At 52.9% G+C, this 16,870-nt stretch carries 12 protein-coding genes; 6 read left to right on the top strand and 6 right to left on the bottom strand.

All coding sequences use genetic code 11. The features are described from left to right. Positions 1 to 22 precede the first annotated feature (22 nt). From ACTHPM_RS24445 to ACTHPM_RS24465, 5 genes are all read left to right on the top strand, one after another. Positions 23 to 1,372 carry an FAD-dependent oxidoreductase gene (locus ACTHPM_RS24445; protein ID WP_440397339.1) on the top strand — a complete coding sequence of 450 codons (1,350 nt, stop codon included), beginning with the start codon at positions 23 to 25 and terminating at the stop codon, positions 1,370 to 1,372. 36 nt (positions 1,373 to 1,408) lie between these two features. After that, positions 1,409 to 2,701 (top strand): citrate transporter, encoded by a 1,293-nt coding sequence (locus ACTHPM_RS24450; RefSeq protein WP_440397338.1) that lies wholly within the window; start codon positions 1,409 to 1,411, stop codon positions 2,699 to 2,701. 618 nt (positions 2,702 to 3,319) lie between these two features. Continuing rightward, entirely contained in the window at positions 3,320 to 5,464 is a 2,145-nt protein-coding gene (locus tag ACTHPM_RS24455; RefSeq protein WP_440397336.1) for a hydantoinase/oxoprolinase family protein, read from the top strand. Between the two features lie 42 nt (positions 5,465 to 5,506). Beyond that, positions 5,507 to 6,193 carry a hypothetical protein gene (locus ACTHPM_RS24460; protein WP_440397335.1) on the top strand — a complete coding sequence of 229 codons (687 nt, stop codon included), beginning with the start codon at positions 5,507 to 5,509 and terminating at the stop codon, positions 6,191 to 6,193. A 96-nt stretch (positions 6,194 to 6,289) separates the two neighbouring features. Continuing rightward, positions 6,290 to 7,150 carry a MurR/RpiR family transcriptional regulator gene (locus ACTHPM_RS24465; RefSeq protein WP_440397334.1) on the top strand — a complete coding sequence of 287 codons (861 nt, stop codon included), beginning with the start codon at positions 6,290 to 6,292 and terminating at the stop codon, positions 7,148 to 7,150. 56 nt (positions 7,151 to 7,206) lie between these two features. Here ACTHPM_RS24465 and ACTHPM_RS24470 read toward each other — a convergent pair whose 3' ends face one another. The 6 genes from ACTHPM_RS24470 to ACTHPM_RS24495 all read right to left on the bottom strand — a co-directional run bounded on the left by ACTHPM_RS24470 (position 7,207) and on the right by ACTHPM_RS24495 (position 14,503). Next, the gene (locus ACTHPM_RS24470) at positions 7,207 to 8,913 is read right to left on the bottom strand and encodes an alpha-1,3-galactosidase-related protein (protein WP_440397333.1); all 1,707 of its coding nucleotides are present in this window, start codon (positions 8,911 to 8,913) and stop codon (positions 7,207 to 7,209) included. Between the two features lie 19 nt (positions 8,914 to 8,932). After that, on the bottom strand, positions 8,933 to 9,733 hold the full coding sequence (locus ACTHPM_RS24475; protein ID WP_440397332.1) for an acyltransferase domain-containing protein: 801 nt from the start codon (positions 9,731 to 9,733) through the stop codon (positions 8,933 to 8,935). A 20-nt stretch (positions 9,734 to 9,753) separates the two neighbouring features. After that, positions 9,754 to 10,953, bottom strand: coding sequence for a Gfo/Idh/MocA family protein (locus tag ACTHPM_RS24480; RefSeq protein ID WP_440397331.1), 1,200 nt, complete (start codon positions 10,951 to 10,953; stop codon positions 9,754 to 9,756). A 111-nt stretch (positions 10,954 to 11,064) separates the two neighbouring features. After that, positions 11,065 to 12,675 (bottom strand): extracellular solute-binding protein, encoded by a 1,611-nt coding sequence (locus tag ACTHPM_RS24485; RefSeq protein ID WP_440397330.1) that lies wholly within the window; start codon positions 12,673 to 12,675, stop codon positions 11,065 to 11,067. An 18-nt stretch (positions 12,676 to 12,693) separates the two neighbouring features. After that, a complete protein-coding gene (locus ACTHPM_RS24490; protein ID WP_440397329.1) occupies positions 12,694 to 13,587 on the bottom strand; it encodes a carbohydrate ABC transporter permease in 894 nt (297 codons plus the stop codon). Between the two features lie 13 nt (positions 13,588 to 13,600). Further along, positions 13,601 to 14,503: an ABC transporter permease gene (locus ACTHPM_RS24495; RefSeq protein WP_440397328.1), complete on the bottom strand. Its 903-nt coding sequence runs from the start codon at positions 14,501 to 14,503 to the stop codon at positions 13,601 to 13,603. A 242-nt stretch (positions 14,504 to 14,745) separates the two neighbouring features. Between ACTHPM_RS24495 and ACTHPM_RS24500 the strand changes: the two genes are divergently transcribed. Next, complete coding sequence (locus ACTHPM_RS24500; RefSeq protein WP_440397327.1) at positions 14,746 to 16,836, top strand: helix-turn-helix domain-containing protein; 2,091 nt, start codon at positions 14,746 to 14,748, stop codon at positions 16,834 to 16,836. Positions 16,837 to 16,870 lie beyond the last annotated feature (34 nt).

Raw genomic sequence — 16,870 nt, forward strand, 5'->3', positions numbered from 1 at the left:
TGCACAACGAGGAGTGGAAAACATGAAGCAATATGACGTAGTGGTTATGGGCGGAGGTATTTCCGGTTCGATGGCGGCCATCGCGGCGGCGAAAACGGGTGCCCGTACGCTGATTATCGAATCCCATGGTTTTCTCGGCGGTACGCTGACGGCGAACGGCGTCGGACCGATGATGACGTTCCATGCCGGCGACAAGCTGGCCATTCAAGGGTTTACGGATCAGCTGATTGAACGGCTGAAGAAGCTTGGCAAATCACCAGGCCATATTTTCGATACGGTAGGCTTTACATACTCCGTCACCCCTTTCGATGCCGAAGCGATGAAGCATGAATTGGAGCTGATGGTAACCGAAGCCGGCGGCGACATTCTGTACCATACGATGCTGGCCGGAGTTCATACGGAACATGGACGCATAACCGCGATTCAGGTATGCAACAAGTCAGGCATCGGTGAAATCCGGGCCTCCGTCTTCATCGATGCCACGGGCGACGGCGACCTGTCCGCAGGCGCAGGCGTCGAATACACGAAGGGACGGGAGTCTGACGGCGCAACCCAGCCGATGACCCTGAAGATGAAAATGTACAACGTCGACATTCCCAAGGTCAAGGAGTATATTCACAGCCATCCCGAGGACTTTCCGCTATATAACGGAGATACCTCCATTATCGAGAAAGCTCCCCGCCTGTCGGTCGGCGGCTTTGACAGCCTCTTCCGGACGGCAAAGGAACGCGGCGAGATCTCCATTCCGCGCGAGAACATCCTGTTCTTCGAAACGAACAACCCGGGCGAGGTCATCCTGAACACCACCCGCATCCTCGGCCATGATGCCACAGACGCGCTCAGCCTGAGCCGGGCGGAAATGGAAGGCCGCAAGCAGTGCCGGGAGCTCGAGCTATTCGTGCGTAAATACATTCCGGGCTTCGAGAACGCGGTCGTCGAGTCCACGGGACCGAACATCGGTGTTCGCGGCTCGCGTCAGATCAAAGGCGTGTACACGCTGACGGCAGACGATATATTGGAGCAGCGCCTGTTCGACGATACTATCGCCCACTCCGGCTATCCGATCGATATCCACAGCCCGGACGGCGAAGGCACCAAGCATCAGAAGCTGGAATGGGGCGGCATGTACAGCATTCCGTTTTCCTGCATGATCACGGACTCCGTGAGAAACCTGATTGTCATCGGCCGCTGCATCTCGGCCACCTTCGAGGCGCAGGCAGCGATGAGAACGACACCGACGACGGGCGCCATTGGACACGGCGGCGGCGTTGCTGCAGCGCTCGCTGCGCTGGAGGGCCGGGACGTGCAGGACATCGACATCAAGAAAGTACAGACGATTCTGAAGGAGCAAGGCGCTTATCTGGAAGTGTAGATTGGCATAGCAGCCCATTTGAGAGGGGAAATTCCTGTGACAACGTCCATGTGGTTCCAAGCAATCGGTATTCTGCTCGTCTTTCTCGTATTTGTAGGTCTTATGATGGCACGCAAGCTGCCGACCATTCTGGCCCTCCCCTGCATGGCGATCCTCTTCGCGATCATTGCAGGCGTGCCGTGGATGTCGAATAACCCGGACGTGACCTCCATCGCCAAGACCATCCTGGCCGGCGGCTCCATGAAGCTGTCCGGCGCTATCGCTGGCCTCGTATTCGGCGCCTGGTTCGGCCAGATCCTGAACAAGGTCGGTATTACCAAATCCATCATCCGCAAGGCGGCCGAGCTGGCCGGAGATAAACCCGTACTTATCGCGATTCTTTTCTTCATTACCGCATCCATCATCTTCTCTGCCGCCGGCGGACTGGGCATGGTCATCCTCGTCGGTACGATCGTCATTCCGATCATGCTGACAGCGGGCATTTCCCAATTCGTAGCATCCATCGTCGTCCTGCTGGCCGTCGGGGTCGGCGCACTTTTCAACGTGTCCAACTGGGCAGTGTACGTGGACGTGCTCGGCCTCTCGGTCGATAAGATCGCCAACTACACACTGGTTGTCGCCCTTCCGCTCATCGTCGTATCGCTCATCATGATCGTCTTCTACATCAAAAGGGACGGCAAAGGCCGCAAAGCCTGGGCCATGCCTGCCGCAACACCAGGGGATAACAAAAAGGTGCCGACCATTTCCCTGATCAGCCCGCTTGTGCCGGTCGCCCTCGTCTTTATATTCAAAATCGATATCGTACCGGCAGTCATCGTTGGCGCGATCGTCACGATCCTGCTCACCTGGCCGAAGCGTCCGATCCATATCCTGTCCAGCGCAATGGTGGAAGGAATTCAGGATGTCGCCGGCGCTATGGGGCTCATGATCGGCATCGGCATCCTGCTGAGCTCGGTGATGTCGCCGCAGGTGTCGGCCGTCATCTCGCCGCTGATCGAATCAGTGCTGCCGGGCAACCCGGTAATGTACATCTTATTCTTCACGATCCTGTCGCCGCTCGCGATCTACCGCGGTCCGTTGAACGTATGGGGTCTTGGAAGCGGGATTGCCGCCCTCTTCGTCTCCGCCGGCATGACGCCGGTGGCAGCCATGCTCGCTCTGCGCGCGGTGAGCAACGTGCAGGCCGTGTCCGACCCTACCAACTCGCATAACGTCTGGGTGGCGGATTTCACGAAGAGCGATATTAACGAGATTCTGAAAAAGACGCTGCCGTGGACAATGGCATCCGTGCTGATTTCGTTAATTTTCGGAGCGTTCATGGTGTTTTGATTGAGAGGTTAGAGAGAAGGGTTCGGATTTAGAGATAAAAAGTTCGAATATAGAGATATGAAGCAACGGTTAATAGATGCGAATCAATACAAAGTCCTTGGCCTACCTGTACCGTACTATTAAACAAAGCCGATAAGGGCTTGAAATAGGAATTTTGTTATTGGGTTCGATTTAGGGTTCAATCTTGGGTTCGATTTTGGGTTCAATCTTGGGTTCGATGAAAAGGGCCGATGGAAGCTTTCGGACTCAAGAATTTTGAGATTTTGGGATTTTGGGATTTTGGGATTTTGGGATTTTGGGATTTTGGGATTTTGGGATTTTGGGATTTTGGGATTTTAGGTTGTTGTGTTTGTTATTACGCTTCAACGGAGGAGGCGGAATTATTCTGGAGAAGCGTAGCGTTCGCCTACAAGCTTTCCGCAGGAAAGCTGCTTCGGAAGCACATGCTTTGACCGTGGATTTAAACATTAGATAAAGTTCAAAAGAAATCCAGGGGCAACAGCGATCGTAAGAATAATCCGCATCCGGAGTGCTGCAGTATCAATAACAATGTATCAGATAAAAACCGGGCAAAGATCCCTTCAGCGGTCTCTTTGCCCGTCATCTCAGGAGGACATTATGGGGAGACAAAAGGTACGAGTAGGCATCGACGTCGGCGGCACGTTCACCGACGCGGCCCTGATCGATCACGAAACATTCGAAGTCATCGAAAAAATGAAAATCCCGACCACTCACCATGACCCGGACGGCGTGGCGAAGGGCATCGTTCAAATTTTGAATCAAATATTAAGCAGCAAAGGCATCCTGCCGGAGGACGTCACCTTCATCGCCCACGGGACGACGCAGGCGACGAATGCCCTGCTGGAGGGCGACGTTGCAAAGGTCGGCATCATCGGCATGGGCTCAGGCCTCGACGGACTTAGCGCCCGCTCCGAGTCGAATCCGGGAGATATCGAGCTTGCGCCGGGCAAGTATCTCCACACCTTCCATACGTACCTGGACTCCAAGAACCTGACGGACGAACAGATCGAGGCCGCCATCGAGGAGCTGGCGGGCCAAGGCGCCGAAGTCATCGTCGCCTCCGAAGCCTACAGCGTCGACGATCCCGCGAACGAGCTGCGCGTCGTGGAGCTCGCGAACCGCAAGGGCATCTATGCCACCGGCGGCCATGAGATCAGCCAGCTGTATGGCCTGAAGACGCGGACCCGGACCGCGGTCGTGAACGCCTCCCTCATTCCGAAGATGATGGAGACCGCGAACATGACCGAGAAATCGGTCAAGAACGCGAATATCCAGTCGCAGCTCATGATCATGCGCTGCGACGGCGGTGTCATGAGCATCGAGGAGGTGCGAAAGCGGCCGATCCTGACGATGCTGTCCGGCCTTGCTGCCGGCGTCGCCGGAGCGCTCATGTACGAGAAAATATCAGACGGCATTTTCTTCGAGGTCGGCGGCACCAGCGTCGACATTTCCGTCATTAAGAACGGCAAAGTCATGATAAAGAATGCCGAGGTCGGCGGTCACCGCACCTACCTGCAGTCGCTGGACGTGCGCACGCTCGGGATTGCAGGCGGCAGCATGATCAAGGTAGCCGGCGGCCGCATCACCGATGTCGGGCCGCGCAGCGCGCATATCGCCGGCAAGGAGTACGAAGCCTTCGCACCGTCAGAGAATATCCGGGATCCGAAAGTGAAATTCGTCAGCCCCCGCGAAGGCGATCCCGCCGAATACGCAATCCTTGAATGCGCAGACGGCCGGGAATATTCCTACACCCTCGCCGGTGCGGCGAACATCCTGGATTACATCCCTCCGGGCGACTACGCCAAGGGAAATAAAGATGCCGCCCTCAAGGCTTGGAAAGCACTCGCCGATCATGTCGGTGTGAGCGTGGAGGAAGCCGCCAGGCAGGTAATGAACATCGCAATCGACAAGACGATGAAGACCGTGAACGAAATGATCGACGATTACGAGCTGGACCGTTCCTTCGTGACCCTCGTCGGCGGGGGCGGCAGCGGTGCCGTGCTCGTACCCGCGATGGCGGAGCGCGAGGGATTCAAATCCCAAATCGCCAATAATGCGCCGTACGTGTCCACCATTGGCGTCGCGCTCGCTATGGTCAAGGAGCAGCTGGAACGCACCGTCGTCAATCCAACCGACGAGGACATCAAGCGCATCCGCGCCGACATTGTGGAGCGGATCGTCAAATCCGGCGCTTCCGAGGAAACCGTGGAAGTGACGATCGAGATCGACAACCAGAAGAACATTCTCCGCGCCGTCGCCACCGGCTCCACCGAGCTTCGTTCCAAGGATCTGGCGCAGGAAGCGATGTCGGTCGATGACATGAAATTAATCGCGGCAAGCTCGATCGATTTGCCTGCGGAGAATACGACACTGGCCGCGCAAACCGGGCGCTGGAGCCTGTTTGCGGGCGAAAGCGTCAAAAAATCATTTTTCGGCCTGCTGAAGAAAAAATCCAGCAGCGTCAGCGTGCTCGACCGCGAGGGCGTAGTCCGCTTCAAGAAGAGTAATGTGCATTATGCCAAGCTCAGCAAAGCCGCGAAAGAGGCTCTTAACGATTTTCTCGACGACAATACAATCTATTCCGACGCCAATGCCACGCTGCCGAAGGTATTCGTCTTTTATAAGGAAAAAATGCTCGACCTCACCGGCATGCAGACGAAGGAGCAGCTGCTGTCCATCCTGGATATTGAAACCGAAATGCTGGCCGCCCAGGATGAAATGCTGGTCGTCGCCTACCAGTAGCCATCCTGGTTGATCGCAATGCCATGAAAGGAGACGCCGCGTATGCCTGCTCATGCCCTGTTTAACCCTCCCCTGCCCGATCGAAACGACCTGTCCGATGAACTGCTCGGATGCATGGAGCTCAGGCAGGATCCGCTTTTTCATAAAATACCGGAAGCGAGAATTTCATATTATGTCAGGGAGTCGCTCCATGCAGGCCGCAAGGCAGCAGAGCCGTATAAGGGGAGCAGCATCCGGCGGATGTGCGAAGATGCAGGGCTCCGCTATGAGGTGACGGATGAATCCGGCGACTATCATAACGTGTCTTTTCGCGCACAGATCGATTTTGCCAAGAAACCGCCGCAGGTTACGCTGTACGCGTCCTCCCTGAGGGGAATGCAGAAGGTATGCAGGGACGTCCTCGGACGAGGTTCAGATGATGCCGGGAATGAGCTGGAGCTCCTGACTGACATCCATTTGGCGCATGAATTTTATCACTGGCTCGAGTACCGCGATGGTACATTTACGAATGAGGCCCTGGACCGGATCGAGGTATTCAAGCTTGGACCGTATACGAAAAGATCGAGCGTAGTGCAGTGCAGCGAAATCGCGGCGCATGCTTTTTGCAAGGAAGTGCTTGATCTGCCGTTCCTGCCCAATTTGCTGGATTATGCGTATTTGATCGCAGAGAAACAGATGCGGGCGGAGGCGTTCGCCGAACAGCTCTCCGCTTGCAAATGCTGGATATAATCCGCTCTCCATACCTCACTCCGTATGATATAATGGGGAAATCTAGCGGAGATTAACGGACTCGTCATTTCCAGCGTTAGATCAGGAGGAGGTAGCATGTCTTCACAGGTTCCGGCCGTCATTGCAAAAATCGTATCCCAAACCCAAAAATTGACTTACGGTGAAAACCAGATTGCCAATTTTGTCATACACAATCCCGATTTTATTACGCGCAACACGATCACATCCATTGCCAATGAAATCGGCGTATCCGAAACAAGCATCAACCGGTTTTGCAAAAAGATCGGCTTCAAGGGCTTCAACGACTTCAAAATCGCCTTTGCCCAGGATGCTTTTTACCGGGATATGCAGGCCAAGAAAAAAGAAAGACGGGAAATCAACCCGATCGACGCGCTGGCGCTCGACTATAATGAGCTCATCGTCAATACATCCGCGCTCGTCACCGAGGAGCAGCTTCACCGCGTGGTGGAGATTCTGACGGGAGCCCGTCGGATCTATATTATCGGCCTGTTCGATTCCTATCTGGCGGCCATCGCCCTGAAGAATCGCCTGTCGATCATCGGCATCATGGCCGAAGCGCTGAATGACAGCCGCGCCATGAAAATCGCCGCCGCGCAGTCGGGCAAGGAAGACGTCGTCGTCGCCTTCTCCCGCTCCGGGTCCACGAAGGAAGTGGTCGATACGGTCGCGATCGCGCAGGTCAACCAGGTCAAGACCATCTCGATCACCTGCTACGACTCGTCGCCGATTACGGAGAACGCGGACGTGAACATCATCGTGCCGGACAAAATATCGGTGAACAACAGCGCGCTGATGTCCAACCACATCACTTTCCTGTTCGTCGTGGACTTGATCATGAGCATTTTCATTTCCTCGGACAAGACGTATTTGAAAAAGAAGCTCGACAGCGAAGCCGTGCTGGCGAGCGATCAAGCCATGACCAATTATTATTTATAACACCAAGCGACCGCTTTCCGAATAACCGGAAAACGGTCTTTTTATATCCTGAATATTTAACACAGCCAATTATCCTTGATTCGCGTATTCGTGCAATTCTGAAGCGTGATGAAGCTCTCCGCCTCCTCCTTTTCCGACGAAGCAGGCATCCGGTCGGAACGACGGATGGTATTCCCAGCGAACGTTAACCGATCCACGTATTGGGCTTCTAGCACCTTCCCGAGCGTGTCGAAGGTGTTCCCTTCAATCCGGATATGCCGATGAACGGCCTGACCGTCCCCTTCCTCCTGCACCTCCGGCTCGATCCGGATGACCGGATGGCCACCGGTTCCGCATTCGATAAAGTGGTTATCCCGAATCGTAAGATCGTTCACCATGCCGGATTCATACCAGCTGCTCGCATCATCCGCCACGAGAATGCCGCTCATTTCCATGCGTTCGAACCGATTCTGCTCGATCACGACTGGGCGTCTTGTCGTCACCAGAATGCCCCGGGTCGGAATTCTCGCAAACGTATTTCTGCAAATTCGTACCTCCGGCGTCCAAGTCGCATTTTCTACCACATCGGTAGGCATAACCGGTTGGTTAATGGTACTCTCCAGAGACAGCAGCATTTCCCGCGGATTGATCCGGGTCACGCGCTCCACTCGACCCGAGGCATATACCGTTAACGTTGCCGCGCGTACAAAGTCAATGTCGTCCCCAGGGAAAAAGGCATCAAATCCATAGCTTTGCGCATGCATAAAGCGCACCCGGATTTGCTTGGGTCCTGTCTGCTCCATGATCCGCAGATGCGTTCCATGAACGTTGATCGCATCGTCATGCGCCCCTTCAAACCGGCAGTCCGCAATCTCGATTCTGCCCCGGTTTCCCGACAGATGCAGAAAGTCAGCAAACGCAGCGGCGGTCCTCCCCGTAGACTGGCGAGGACTCAGATCCATTTCCCGGAAGGTCAAATTCTCGCTGTACTGCCCGACCATGCCAAGCCCATGCATGTAATGCATCCCGACGCGGCTCCATACGATATTCCGGCATCTGTGAATGAAGGCTCCCGCCTGGTCGCGAATGCCATCGCGCATTTGCAGTACGTCGCCAATGCTCACGTCCGGAATCGCAGCGTAATGCAAGCGGAGTCTGCCCGGTGAGCGTTCCTCCACACGGGCTGCCGCGCTGATCGGGTTCGGAATCCGCCATGTCCTGTTTTCCCGGGGATGAAACTGCTGCGCCGGTCCATCCCTGAACCTCCAGCCCTCGCCTATCCAATGAAACCCGTCCCCATCCAACGTGTAACGGGAATCCGGATGGACCCTCGTTTCTATGTACTTTTCACCAATGGATTCCACGGTCATTTCCGCAATGGTCGGGCTCGCGTAGTCCACGTTCACGTTCCTGATCGTGATATTCTCGCATGCATCCAGCACGAACATAGTCATTTTGCCATGGAATAGCAGCAAGGACCCGTTGCCTTCCACGGTCACCTGCTTTAAACCATGCAAGAAGAGCCCGATGGATTTGGTCACATCCGCCTGCTCCTCCTCGGAGGCCGTGTTCGAAATGTAATAGGGAGCCTTGACGGCCTGATCCCGAAAGAAATCATACTGTCCCCGCGGGAATTCCAGCACTGCAGGCCTCCCCAACCATCGCACCGCTTCCATAGCCCGTGCAACCGCGGGACCCGCATCCTGGCCTGAATCCGGTATGGCGCCATAATCCGTGATACGGATCACCGCCCCGGGCAGATCTGATGTAGCCTCTTCATTCATCCTTGACCAGCTCCCCTCATCATTTGATTCCGTAACCGCTGCCCAGCTTGTTCCCTGCCATGAGATAGGCCTTGGCGCTCCGCTGCAAAGATGAACATTCTTCATACTTCGTTATATCCGCTTCCAACCGGTTAAATATGCGTTGTTCCGCTTCCCTTGCATCCGGATCTTCATGATAGATTCTAAAATGCTTTTGGAAAAGGACGATATTGGAGTCCGGAGGCAGCACTTCTGCCAGCTTCGGAAAGAGCAGCCAAGAATGGCACATAAAGATCGGGGTGATACCTCTAAAAAAACATCTGGCCCGCTCAAAGGAATCCTCCACCTGCTCGGGATACAGCGGCTCACCGGATGGAATATGCACATTAAGCACGATCTGATTCTGATAGATCCGTCTTTCATCAGCGACCAAATCCCGGTCAAAAGGATAGGGCTGAAACTGCAGCCGCCCCAGTCTGAACAGCCTCAGCTGAACGTGCTCCTGCAGCCAGTTATATTCCTCGATGCCGTATTCGCCGTAATCCTCCTTGCATTTGGAGCTCCACAGCTCGATATCGGAAAAGGTAGCGTCATAAACCTCATCCTCAATGCCTCTTATCCGGTACCCCTCGTAGGCATCCGCCGCAAACCTCACGAAAAAATATAAAAACAGTCTCCTGTACTCCGCTGCCTGTTTGACAGAGTCAAAGAACCGGAAACGGTCATTCACAAACAGCTGTTTATATCGCGCATAGGCGCCTTCATCCATTTCAACAAGAGAGAGCTGCCGCCGCGCTCCCGGGCTCAATTGAATCCGCTCGCAAAATGTGTTCAAATCCAATGATTGCGTCCCTCCCGTTCTTATGTGCGGTTGATCCATTTCCCGTTCGTGAAATCCGGTATGGCCACCGGATGGCCGCCCATGGAGATGGAATCCTCGGTTAGCGAAGAAATGCTCATCCAAGCTGCCATATCATAGACATCCAGTGGCGTAGGCGCTCCCTTTTTTACGCTGTCAAAGAAATCGGCGAAGACCAGCCAATCCATCCCTCCATGCCCTGCTTTGACTCCTTCGTCCAAATATTTCTTCCATACCGGATGCTCATACCGATCCCTGAAACGGTCTGCGTTCCCCCACTGTCCCCGCCAGTCGAAATGGTTCTCGTCATGCAGCCCGTCAATAAAGATAGAATGATTATCCTCGACATACATGCCCTTGGTTCCTCGTACCGTGAAGCCTCTGGAATAATATCTCGGAAGTGTCGTATCCAGCGTGAGCGTGATCGTCTCGCCCCGGGCGCACTTGATGATCGTAGTCACGATGTCGCCCTGCATAAATTCAGCATTCGCCAGGGTGCTGTCCGGGCCTTGAACCTTCCGGATGTATTCATTCATCCCTTTGGCTTTGGAGGACATCGACACAAGCGAAACCATCCGGTTGCCGCGGTTGATGCCCAGAATTCGCGCGATCGGCCCGAGCTCATGGGTTGGATAGTTCTCGCAATTCCGGTGCAGGTAATTGGTCAGCCGGTAATGTCTGTTTTCGCTGCCGTATGCAATTTCTTCTCTCAGATCATGCAGATAACCTCCGGCACAATGCACGATTTCCCCCAATACCCCTTCCTGCACCATGCGCAGAACCATCAGCTCGTCTCGGCCATAACAGCAATTCTCCATCATCATGCACGGAATCCGTGTCCTTTCATAGGCATCGACCAGTCTCCAGCATTCTTGAATGGAATAGGCACCGCCCACTTCACAGGCGACGTACTTTCCCGCTTCCATAGCAGCCACCGAAAGGTTCGCATGATCTGCCCAGGACGCGCAGACGACGACCGCTTCGATATCGGCGATAGCCAGTACCTCCTCATAATGAATGGTTGCGAAAGGACGAAATCCTTTTGCATGTTCAACCCGGTCAGCCGCTTGCTTGCACCGATCCTCATAGAGATCGCACACCGCAGCAATCTCCACGTCCGGCATCTTCAAAAAAACGAGATCCAGCAGCCCCATGCCACGGCCGCCGAGTCCGATTAATCCAACCTTTATCTTCTCTTTCATGAGCTGGAACTCCCTCCGAACAATGATATCGGGATTGCGTGCGGAACCTGGATAGCAGAACCCCCGCCTTTTGCTAACGGATACGAGGGTCCTGTATCTTGGCCCGCATGCTTATTTGGCCGCAGCCACTTTCTCGTTCATGAGTTTTACGACGGACTCGTAGTCGCCGAGCTTTGTAATTTCGTTCTTGAAAGAATCCCATTCATCAAAGCTTTTCTCGCCGATAATGAACTTCGTCACCATTTCGCTGACATACGTATCGATTGGGGTCATGATCTCGTTTCGCATCGCCTGCTCTTCTTTGGTTAAAGCGATGACCGGTGCCCGATCCATCGGCGCGATCGAATCTTTGCCTCCATATTCGTTCGTTACGTTGAAGCTGATGGCGTTCATGTACTTCCCGCCGGCGAAGAATGGCATCGGCTTGTATTTCCCCACGTCGGAGCCGAAGTCCTGCGGCGTAAAGACGAATCCGGACCGGTTATCGCCGCCGGTGCCGAAAGGATCCAGCGCTTTGGAAGGAATTTCGGCGTTCATGATTTCAGGCAGATACTGTTTTTTGCCGTCCTTGATCTCATAGGTTTTGCCTTCGATGCCCCAGTTGACGAGATCGATCATTTCATCCGAATATTGATAATCGATCATTTTTACGAGGAGCTCGGGATTCTTGGCCTTGGCGGAGATCAGGACCCCGTTATATGGTTTGATGATCCTTCCCGGCTCTACGGATGACATCTTCCAGGCTTTCCCGTATTTCGGATTGTTCGGAAGCAGAGCGCCGCCCCACTCCATTTGGCCTTTCGTCAGGCTGTTAAATTCGTCGGCGAAGCCGAACCAGGCCATCGGAATCATGAAGGATTTGCCCGTCGTCATCTTCTGCTTCATCTGATCCTCGGACTGCGTAATGATCTCGGGATCCAGCAGCTTCTCCCGGTAGAGCTTGTTCACGAACTCCAGGGATTCCCTGAAGCTGTCCGATATCGTACCGTAGGTGAACTGCTTCCCGTCCCAATAAATCCCCGCGCTGGTATGGTTGGAATATTGGAATCCTTCCTCTGTCTTAGGCCAACCAAAGGAGTTGACCGGATACGTATCCGGGTACAGCTCTTTCAGCTTTTTGGCTGCTTCATAGAACTCGTCCTGGGTTTCCGGGATTTTGATATTATGCTTTTTGAATATATCGAACCGGTAGATCGAACCGTATACGCTGCCTTCGTTATTATCCGTATTGGACCAGCCGTCTCCGAAGAAATACATGTTGCCTTCCGGCGTGTACAAGCTCGTCTTCGCATACGGCGTGGACTCCAGGAACTTCGAGTAATTCGGTGCCTGATCCAGGTGCTTGGCAATATCCAGAACGATGCCCTGGCGTCCGTACTGCACGGCCAGATCGCCGCCCGAATTCGTCATGATGTCAGGCAGGTCTCCGCTCGCGAGCGTCAGCTTGAACTTATCGTTGTATTCCCCCCAAGGAACGTACTGCCACGTAATATCCAGCTCTCGGCCGATATAGGCCTCCATTCTTTTTTGCCATTCCTTCTGAATCTCGGTATTTTCCGGTACGGAACCGAATGTGCCGGCCATCACCGACAGCTTGAGTGGCCCCTTGTCGTCCTTGCCGTCCGCATCCTTGTCTGAACCTGAAGTGCATCCCCCCAGCGACAACGCGAGCAGCAATAGTACCACTCCGAACAACGCCGGCTTTCTCGTCCTTTTGCTCATGTATACCAACCTCTCCCTTTAACCTTTGATGGAACCGATCATGACGCCTGTCGTGAAATGCTTTTGCATAAACGGATACAGAAATAAAATGGGCAAAATCGAGACGATGACCGTTGCCATCTTGATGTTTTTGCCATGGATCTTCATATCGCTCAGCAGCTTGAAGGTTTGCGCATTCATGGATGAGTTGTCCGTCTCGGCGATCATTTTCCGCAAAATCATTTGAATCGGATATTTGCTCTCGTTGTTCAAGTAGATCAAGGCATCAAACCAGCCGTTCCATGCCCCGACGATTCCGAACAAAGCGAACGTCGCAAGCAAAGGCTTGGATAGCGGCAGGTAAATTTGAAACAGAATCCGAAAGTCGTTGGCCCCGTCCATATACGCCGACTCTCCCAATTCCTTCGGAATGTTCTTGAAAAAGGTGCGGAACAAAATCACGTTAAAGGCCGAAACCGCTCCCGGAATCACCATCACCCACAGCGTGTCGATCATGTGCAGCTTGCGGATCAGCAAGTAGGTCGGGATCAGCCCGCCGCCGAAGAACATCGTAATCGTCAAAAAGATGGTGATGAATTTGCGGAGCACAAAATCGGACACCGATAGCGGATACGCCATCAGCGAGGTTAACAGCAGCATGATGAACGTTCCGAGCAGCGCATAGACGACCGTGTTGCCAAAAGCCGTGATGAGCTTTTTCTCGGAGAAAATATATTTATACCCTTCCAGGTTCCACCCCCGGGGAATCCAGCTTACCTTTCCCTGTACGATCATCTCGGGATTGCTGAGCGAAACCGCCAGCGTATTGACGAGCGGGTACAGCATGACGATGCATAATGCGATGAGAAACACATAGTTGAACAGGTCGAATATTCTGGAGCTGAATCCTTGCCTGTAATGCTTGATGTTCATGCTCACCCTCCCTCTACCATAGACTTGTATCCGATACTTTCTTGGACAGCCAGTTGCCGCCTGCGACAAACAGGAAAGCGATGACAGATAGCATCAGGCCGACGGCCGTGCTGTATTCGTACTGTGCTCCCAGAATACCTTGACGGTATACATAAGTATCGATTACATCCGCGGTCACGTAAATGTTCGGGTTGTACATCAATATGATCTTCTGGAAATCGGACCCGACCACGCTTCCCAGCGATAGAATGAGCAGAATCGTCGTTGCCGGGAGAATCGCGGGCCAAGTAATATGCCGCAACCGCTGCCAGCGGTTCGCACCGTCGATAATCGCCGCTTCATGCTGGACCTCATCCACGCCTGATAATGCCGCCAGGTAAATGATCGTTCCCCAGCCCACGCTCTGCCAGATGCCGGATCCGATAAAGAGCGTCCGGAAATACTCCGGCTTCGCCAGCATCGGAACCGGTTCGAATCCGAACCACGCGATGATCTGGTTGAATAACCCGTCGAGTGCCGTAAACTCCTTAATGAAGCCTACGATAATGACAACCGATAGAAAATGGGGAAAGTACACGATCGTCTGCACCCAGCGCTTGAAAAGCTTGTTCCTGACCTCGTTGAGGAGCAGCGCCAGCACAAGCGGGGCCGGAAAGCTCCAAATTAATGAATAGAAGCCCAGCAAAAAGGTATTCTTGATAAGTCTCGGACTGAAAGGATTATGAAAAAAGGAATAGAAATGCTTGAGACCGACCCAAGGGCTGTTAAAGATGCCAGCCGCCACGTCGTAGTTTTTGAAAGCGATCAAAATGCCGTAAATGGGGACGTACTTAAAAATAAAAACAACGATAAAACCCGGTAATGTCATCAGCAGCAAATAACGCTGACGGTAACATATCGTCCATAATCGCCTCACGGTGTTCCTCCTTTCCCTCATCGTATTTTGATCATAGTTAAGGCGGAGAAAGCTAGACAAGGTACGGATTTTAACATGAGGGTCAAAAATAAAGATGGACGGGGAGCCAGATTTTAAGCATCGTTTCACTTTTCATTTCGCTTATTGATTTTTGCCCACGGTTTTCCATATAATGATTGAAAATGTAACCGCTTACTGCAAGATGATAGTCCCTCCATTAACCAGGATAGGAGAATGGCAGTATGAAGAATCGGCTCGTTAAACTGAAGGAGCACAATATGTATGTGCGGATCATTGCGCTCAATTTGATATTCACCCTCCTGTTCTCCTCCATCCTGCTCTACAATTCCCATTATTTAAAAGGCACTGTGAAGCAAAACGTGGATCAAACGAATAAAAGCTCTCTCATGGACATCGCCGGGAACGTGGATCAGCAGCTGACCAAGCTGAAGCAGAGCATGTATTCGCTGGGCATGGATATCGACCTCGTGTCTCTGAACAAATCCAATCCGGAAACCACCGGTTACCGGTTAATGCTGAACAAGTTCAATCACAAGCTAACCGAGCTTGGACGGCTGCTCCCTTTTGATTCTTCGGTATACGTCTATTTCAAGGATAAAGGCTATGTGACGAGTTCGGACGGCAGCCGCGAGCTGGATCTGTTCTATCAAAAGCTGCGCATGCAGAGCCCCGACTTTACCTGCAACTGTCTGCATCAAATCGAGGATCGGGAATCGCTTCAGATTTATGACCGATTTATTACTTATGCCTACCGAATCAACAACGTAGGGACGATTATGGTGAAGATCAACAAGTCTGCGCTGGAAGCCGATTTGCGGAAATCAGCCCAGGTATTGAACAACATCATGTGGATTTCGACGCTTCAAGGCGAAACGGTGGCAGGAAATTCCCTCCTGTCTTCCGATGTGCGAAACAAGATACAGTCCGGAAGCCCGTCGGTTCAAATCGAGGATAAAAAATATACATCCATTCAAGTCACGCTGAATGACCTGAATTACACGATCCTGTATCCCGAAAGCACTCTTCAGCAGAAAATCCGCAATGCCAACCAATATAACTGGTTGATGTTCCTTATCTTTTTCATTATCGCCGTCACCTTCCTCATCGTAAGCGTAACGATGTACAGGCCGATCAAATCGACGATGAACAAGCTGCTTACGTCCAATCAATCGATGATGCAGACACTCGATCAGCAGCGGACGATTATGGAGCAGAATGCGCTCCTCCGGCTAGCCTCCGGTACTGCGCAGGATGTAGCTCCTGAGATGCTGCACAGGCTTCAAGCGAAATACCGCGGCGGTTACATTGTGACATGCTTCATCGAGTCCTGCCAAGGCCTTGGCTGCGAGCACGCAAGCCGGGGTCTGGAGCAGCTTCTAAGCCAATATCATTCGGTTCATAAACTCCTTCATCGTTCCGATGCGGACACGTATTTGATCTATAACCTCGAGCCCGGTCGTATGGATGAAGACTTGAATCAGATTCTGGAAGCGCTGGACACCTCGGACTGTTTTATGATGTGCGGCATCAGCGGATACATGGCGGATGTGTGCAGTATCCACACCGCGGTTCAGCAAAGTCTTGAGGCGATTGACCATTATCCGTACGACTGGAGCTCCTCATCTCATATCGCCGTTTATACGAGTGTTTCAGGTGCGCCGAGTGCTTCGATCGCGCTCTCCATCGATAAGGAGCAGGAATTGATCGCTTATGTCCTGAAAGGCAATGAGGGGTCCCTCGAACAATTCTTCGCAGGCACCGTACGGAATTTGACCCGGCAGATGACCTATCAGGAGATTCGAACGCTTTACCGTTATTTGAACGACCTGCTCAATATGATTATCACCAGCAAAAAAATCAAACAGGCGCAGACTTCAGGGCCGCTATTCCCCGATTTAAGCATGCTGCATAATCCCGGGCTCATGCATGAGAATCTGCTTGGAAAGTATCAAGCCATCGCCGCGCTTCAAGTTCACCAGGATACCGCTCTATACGACCGCATCGTGAGCTTTATCGATCAAAATTTTGAAAGCGATTTGTCCCTTACCGTGATCGCAGACCAGTTCTCTATTACGACGGTTTATTTATCAAGCTACTTCAAAAAGCATTCCGGCTATAATATCACGTACTACATTATGTTTGTCCGCATACACGAGGCCGTCCGGCGACTGCAGCAGCACCGCCATTTGACCATAAAGGAAATTGCCGGCCAGGTGGGTTACAGCAGCGAAAAGACGTTTACGCGGCACTTCAAGAAATTATTCGGCACGACGCCGGCGCTTTACCTGAAAGTCCCGTTGGATGAGTCTTGATGGGGGACAGAGGCTCCTGAATTCATACAAAAAG

Origin of the sequence: Paenibacillus sp. SAFN-054 (assembly GCF_051966755.1) — a bacterium.
Lineage (GTDB): Bacteria > Bacillota > Bacilli > Paenibacillales > Paenibacillaceae > Paenibacillus_AQ.

Bases quoted from the DNA above. Each gene is read 5' to 3' on its own strand.
- ACTHPM_RS24465 (WP_440397334.1), top strand. From the start codon at position 6,290: ATGTCTTCACAGGTTCCGGCCGTCATTGCAAAAATCGTATCCCAAACC.
- ACTHPM_RS24480 (WP_440397331.1), bottom strand. From the start codon at position 10,953: ATGAAAGAGAAGATAAAGGTTGGATTAATCGGACTCGGCGGCCGTGGC.
- ACTHPM_RS24445 (WP_440397339.1), top strand. From the start codon at position 23: ATGAAGCAATATGACGTAGTGGTTATGGGCGGAGGTATTTCCGGTTCG.
- ACTHPM_RS24470 (WP_440397333.1), bottom strand. From the start codon at position 8,913: ATGAATGAAGAGGCTACATCAGATCTGCCCGGGGCGGTGATCCGTATC.
- ACTHPM_RS24490 (WP_440397329.1), bottom strand. From the start codon at position 13,587: ATGAACATCAAGCATTACAGGCAAGGATTCAGCTCCAGAATATTCGAC.
- ACTHPM_RS24500 (WP_440397327.1), top strand. From the start codon at position 14,746: ATGAAGAATCGGCTCGTTAAACTGAAGGAGCACAATATGTATGTGCGG.
- ACTHPM_RS24455 (WP_440397336.1), top strand. From the start codon at position 3,320: ATGGGGAGACAAAAGGTACGAGTAGGCATCGACGTCGGCGGCACGTTC.
- ACTHPM_RS24460 (WP_440397335.1), top strand. From the start codon at position 5,507: ATGCCTGCTCATGCCCTGTTTAACCCTCCCCTGCCCGATCGAAACGAC.
- ACTHPM_RS24485 (WP_440397330.1), bottom strand. From the start codon at position 12,675: ATGAGCAAAAGGACGAGAAAGCCGGCGTTGTTCGGAGTGGTACTATTG.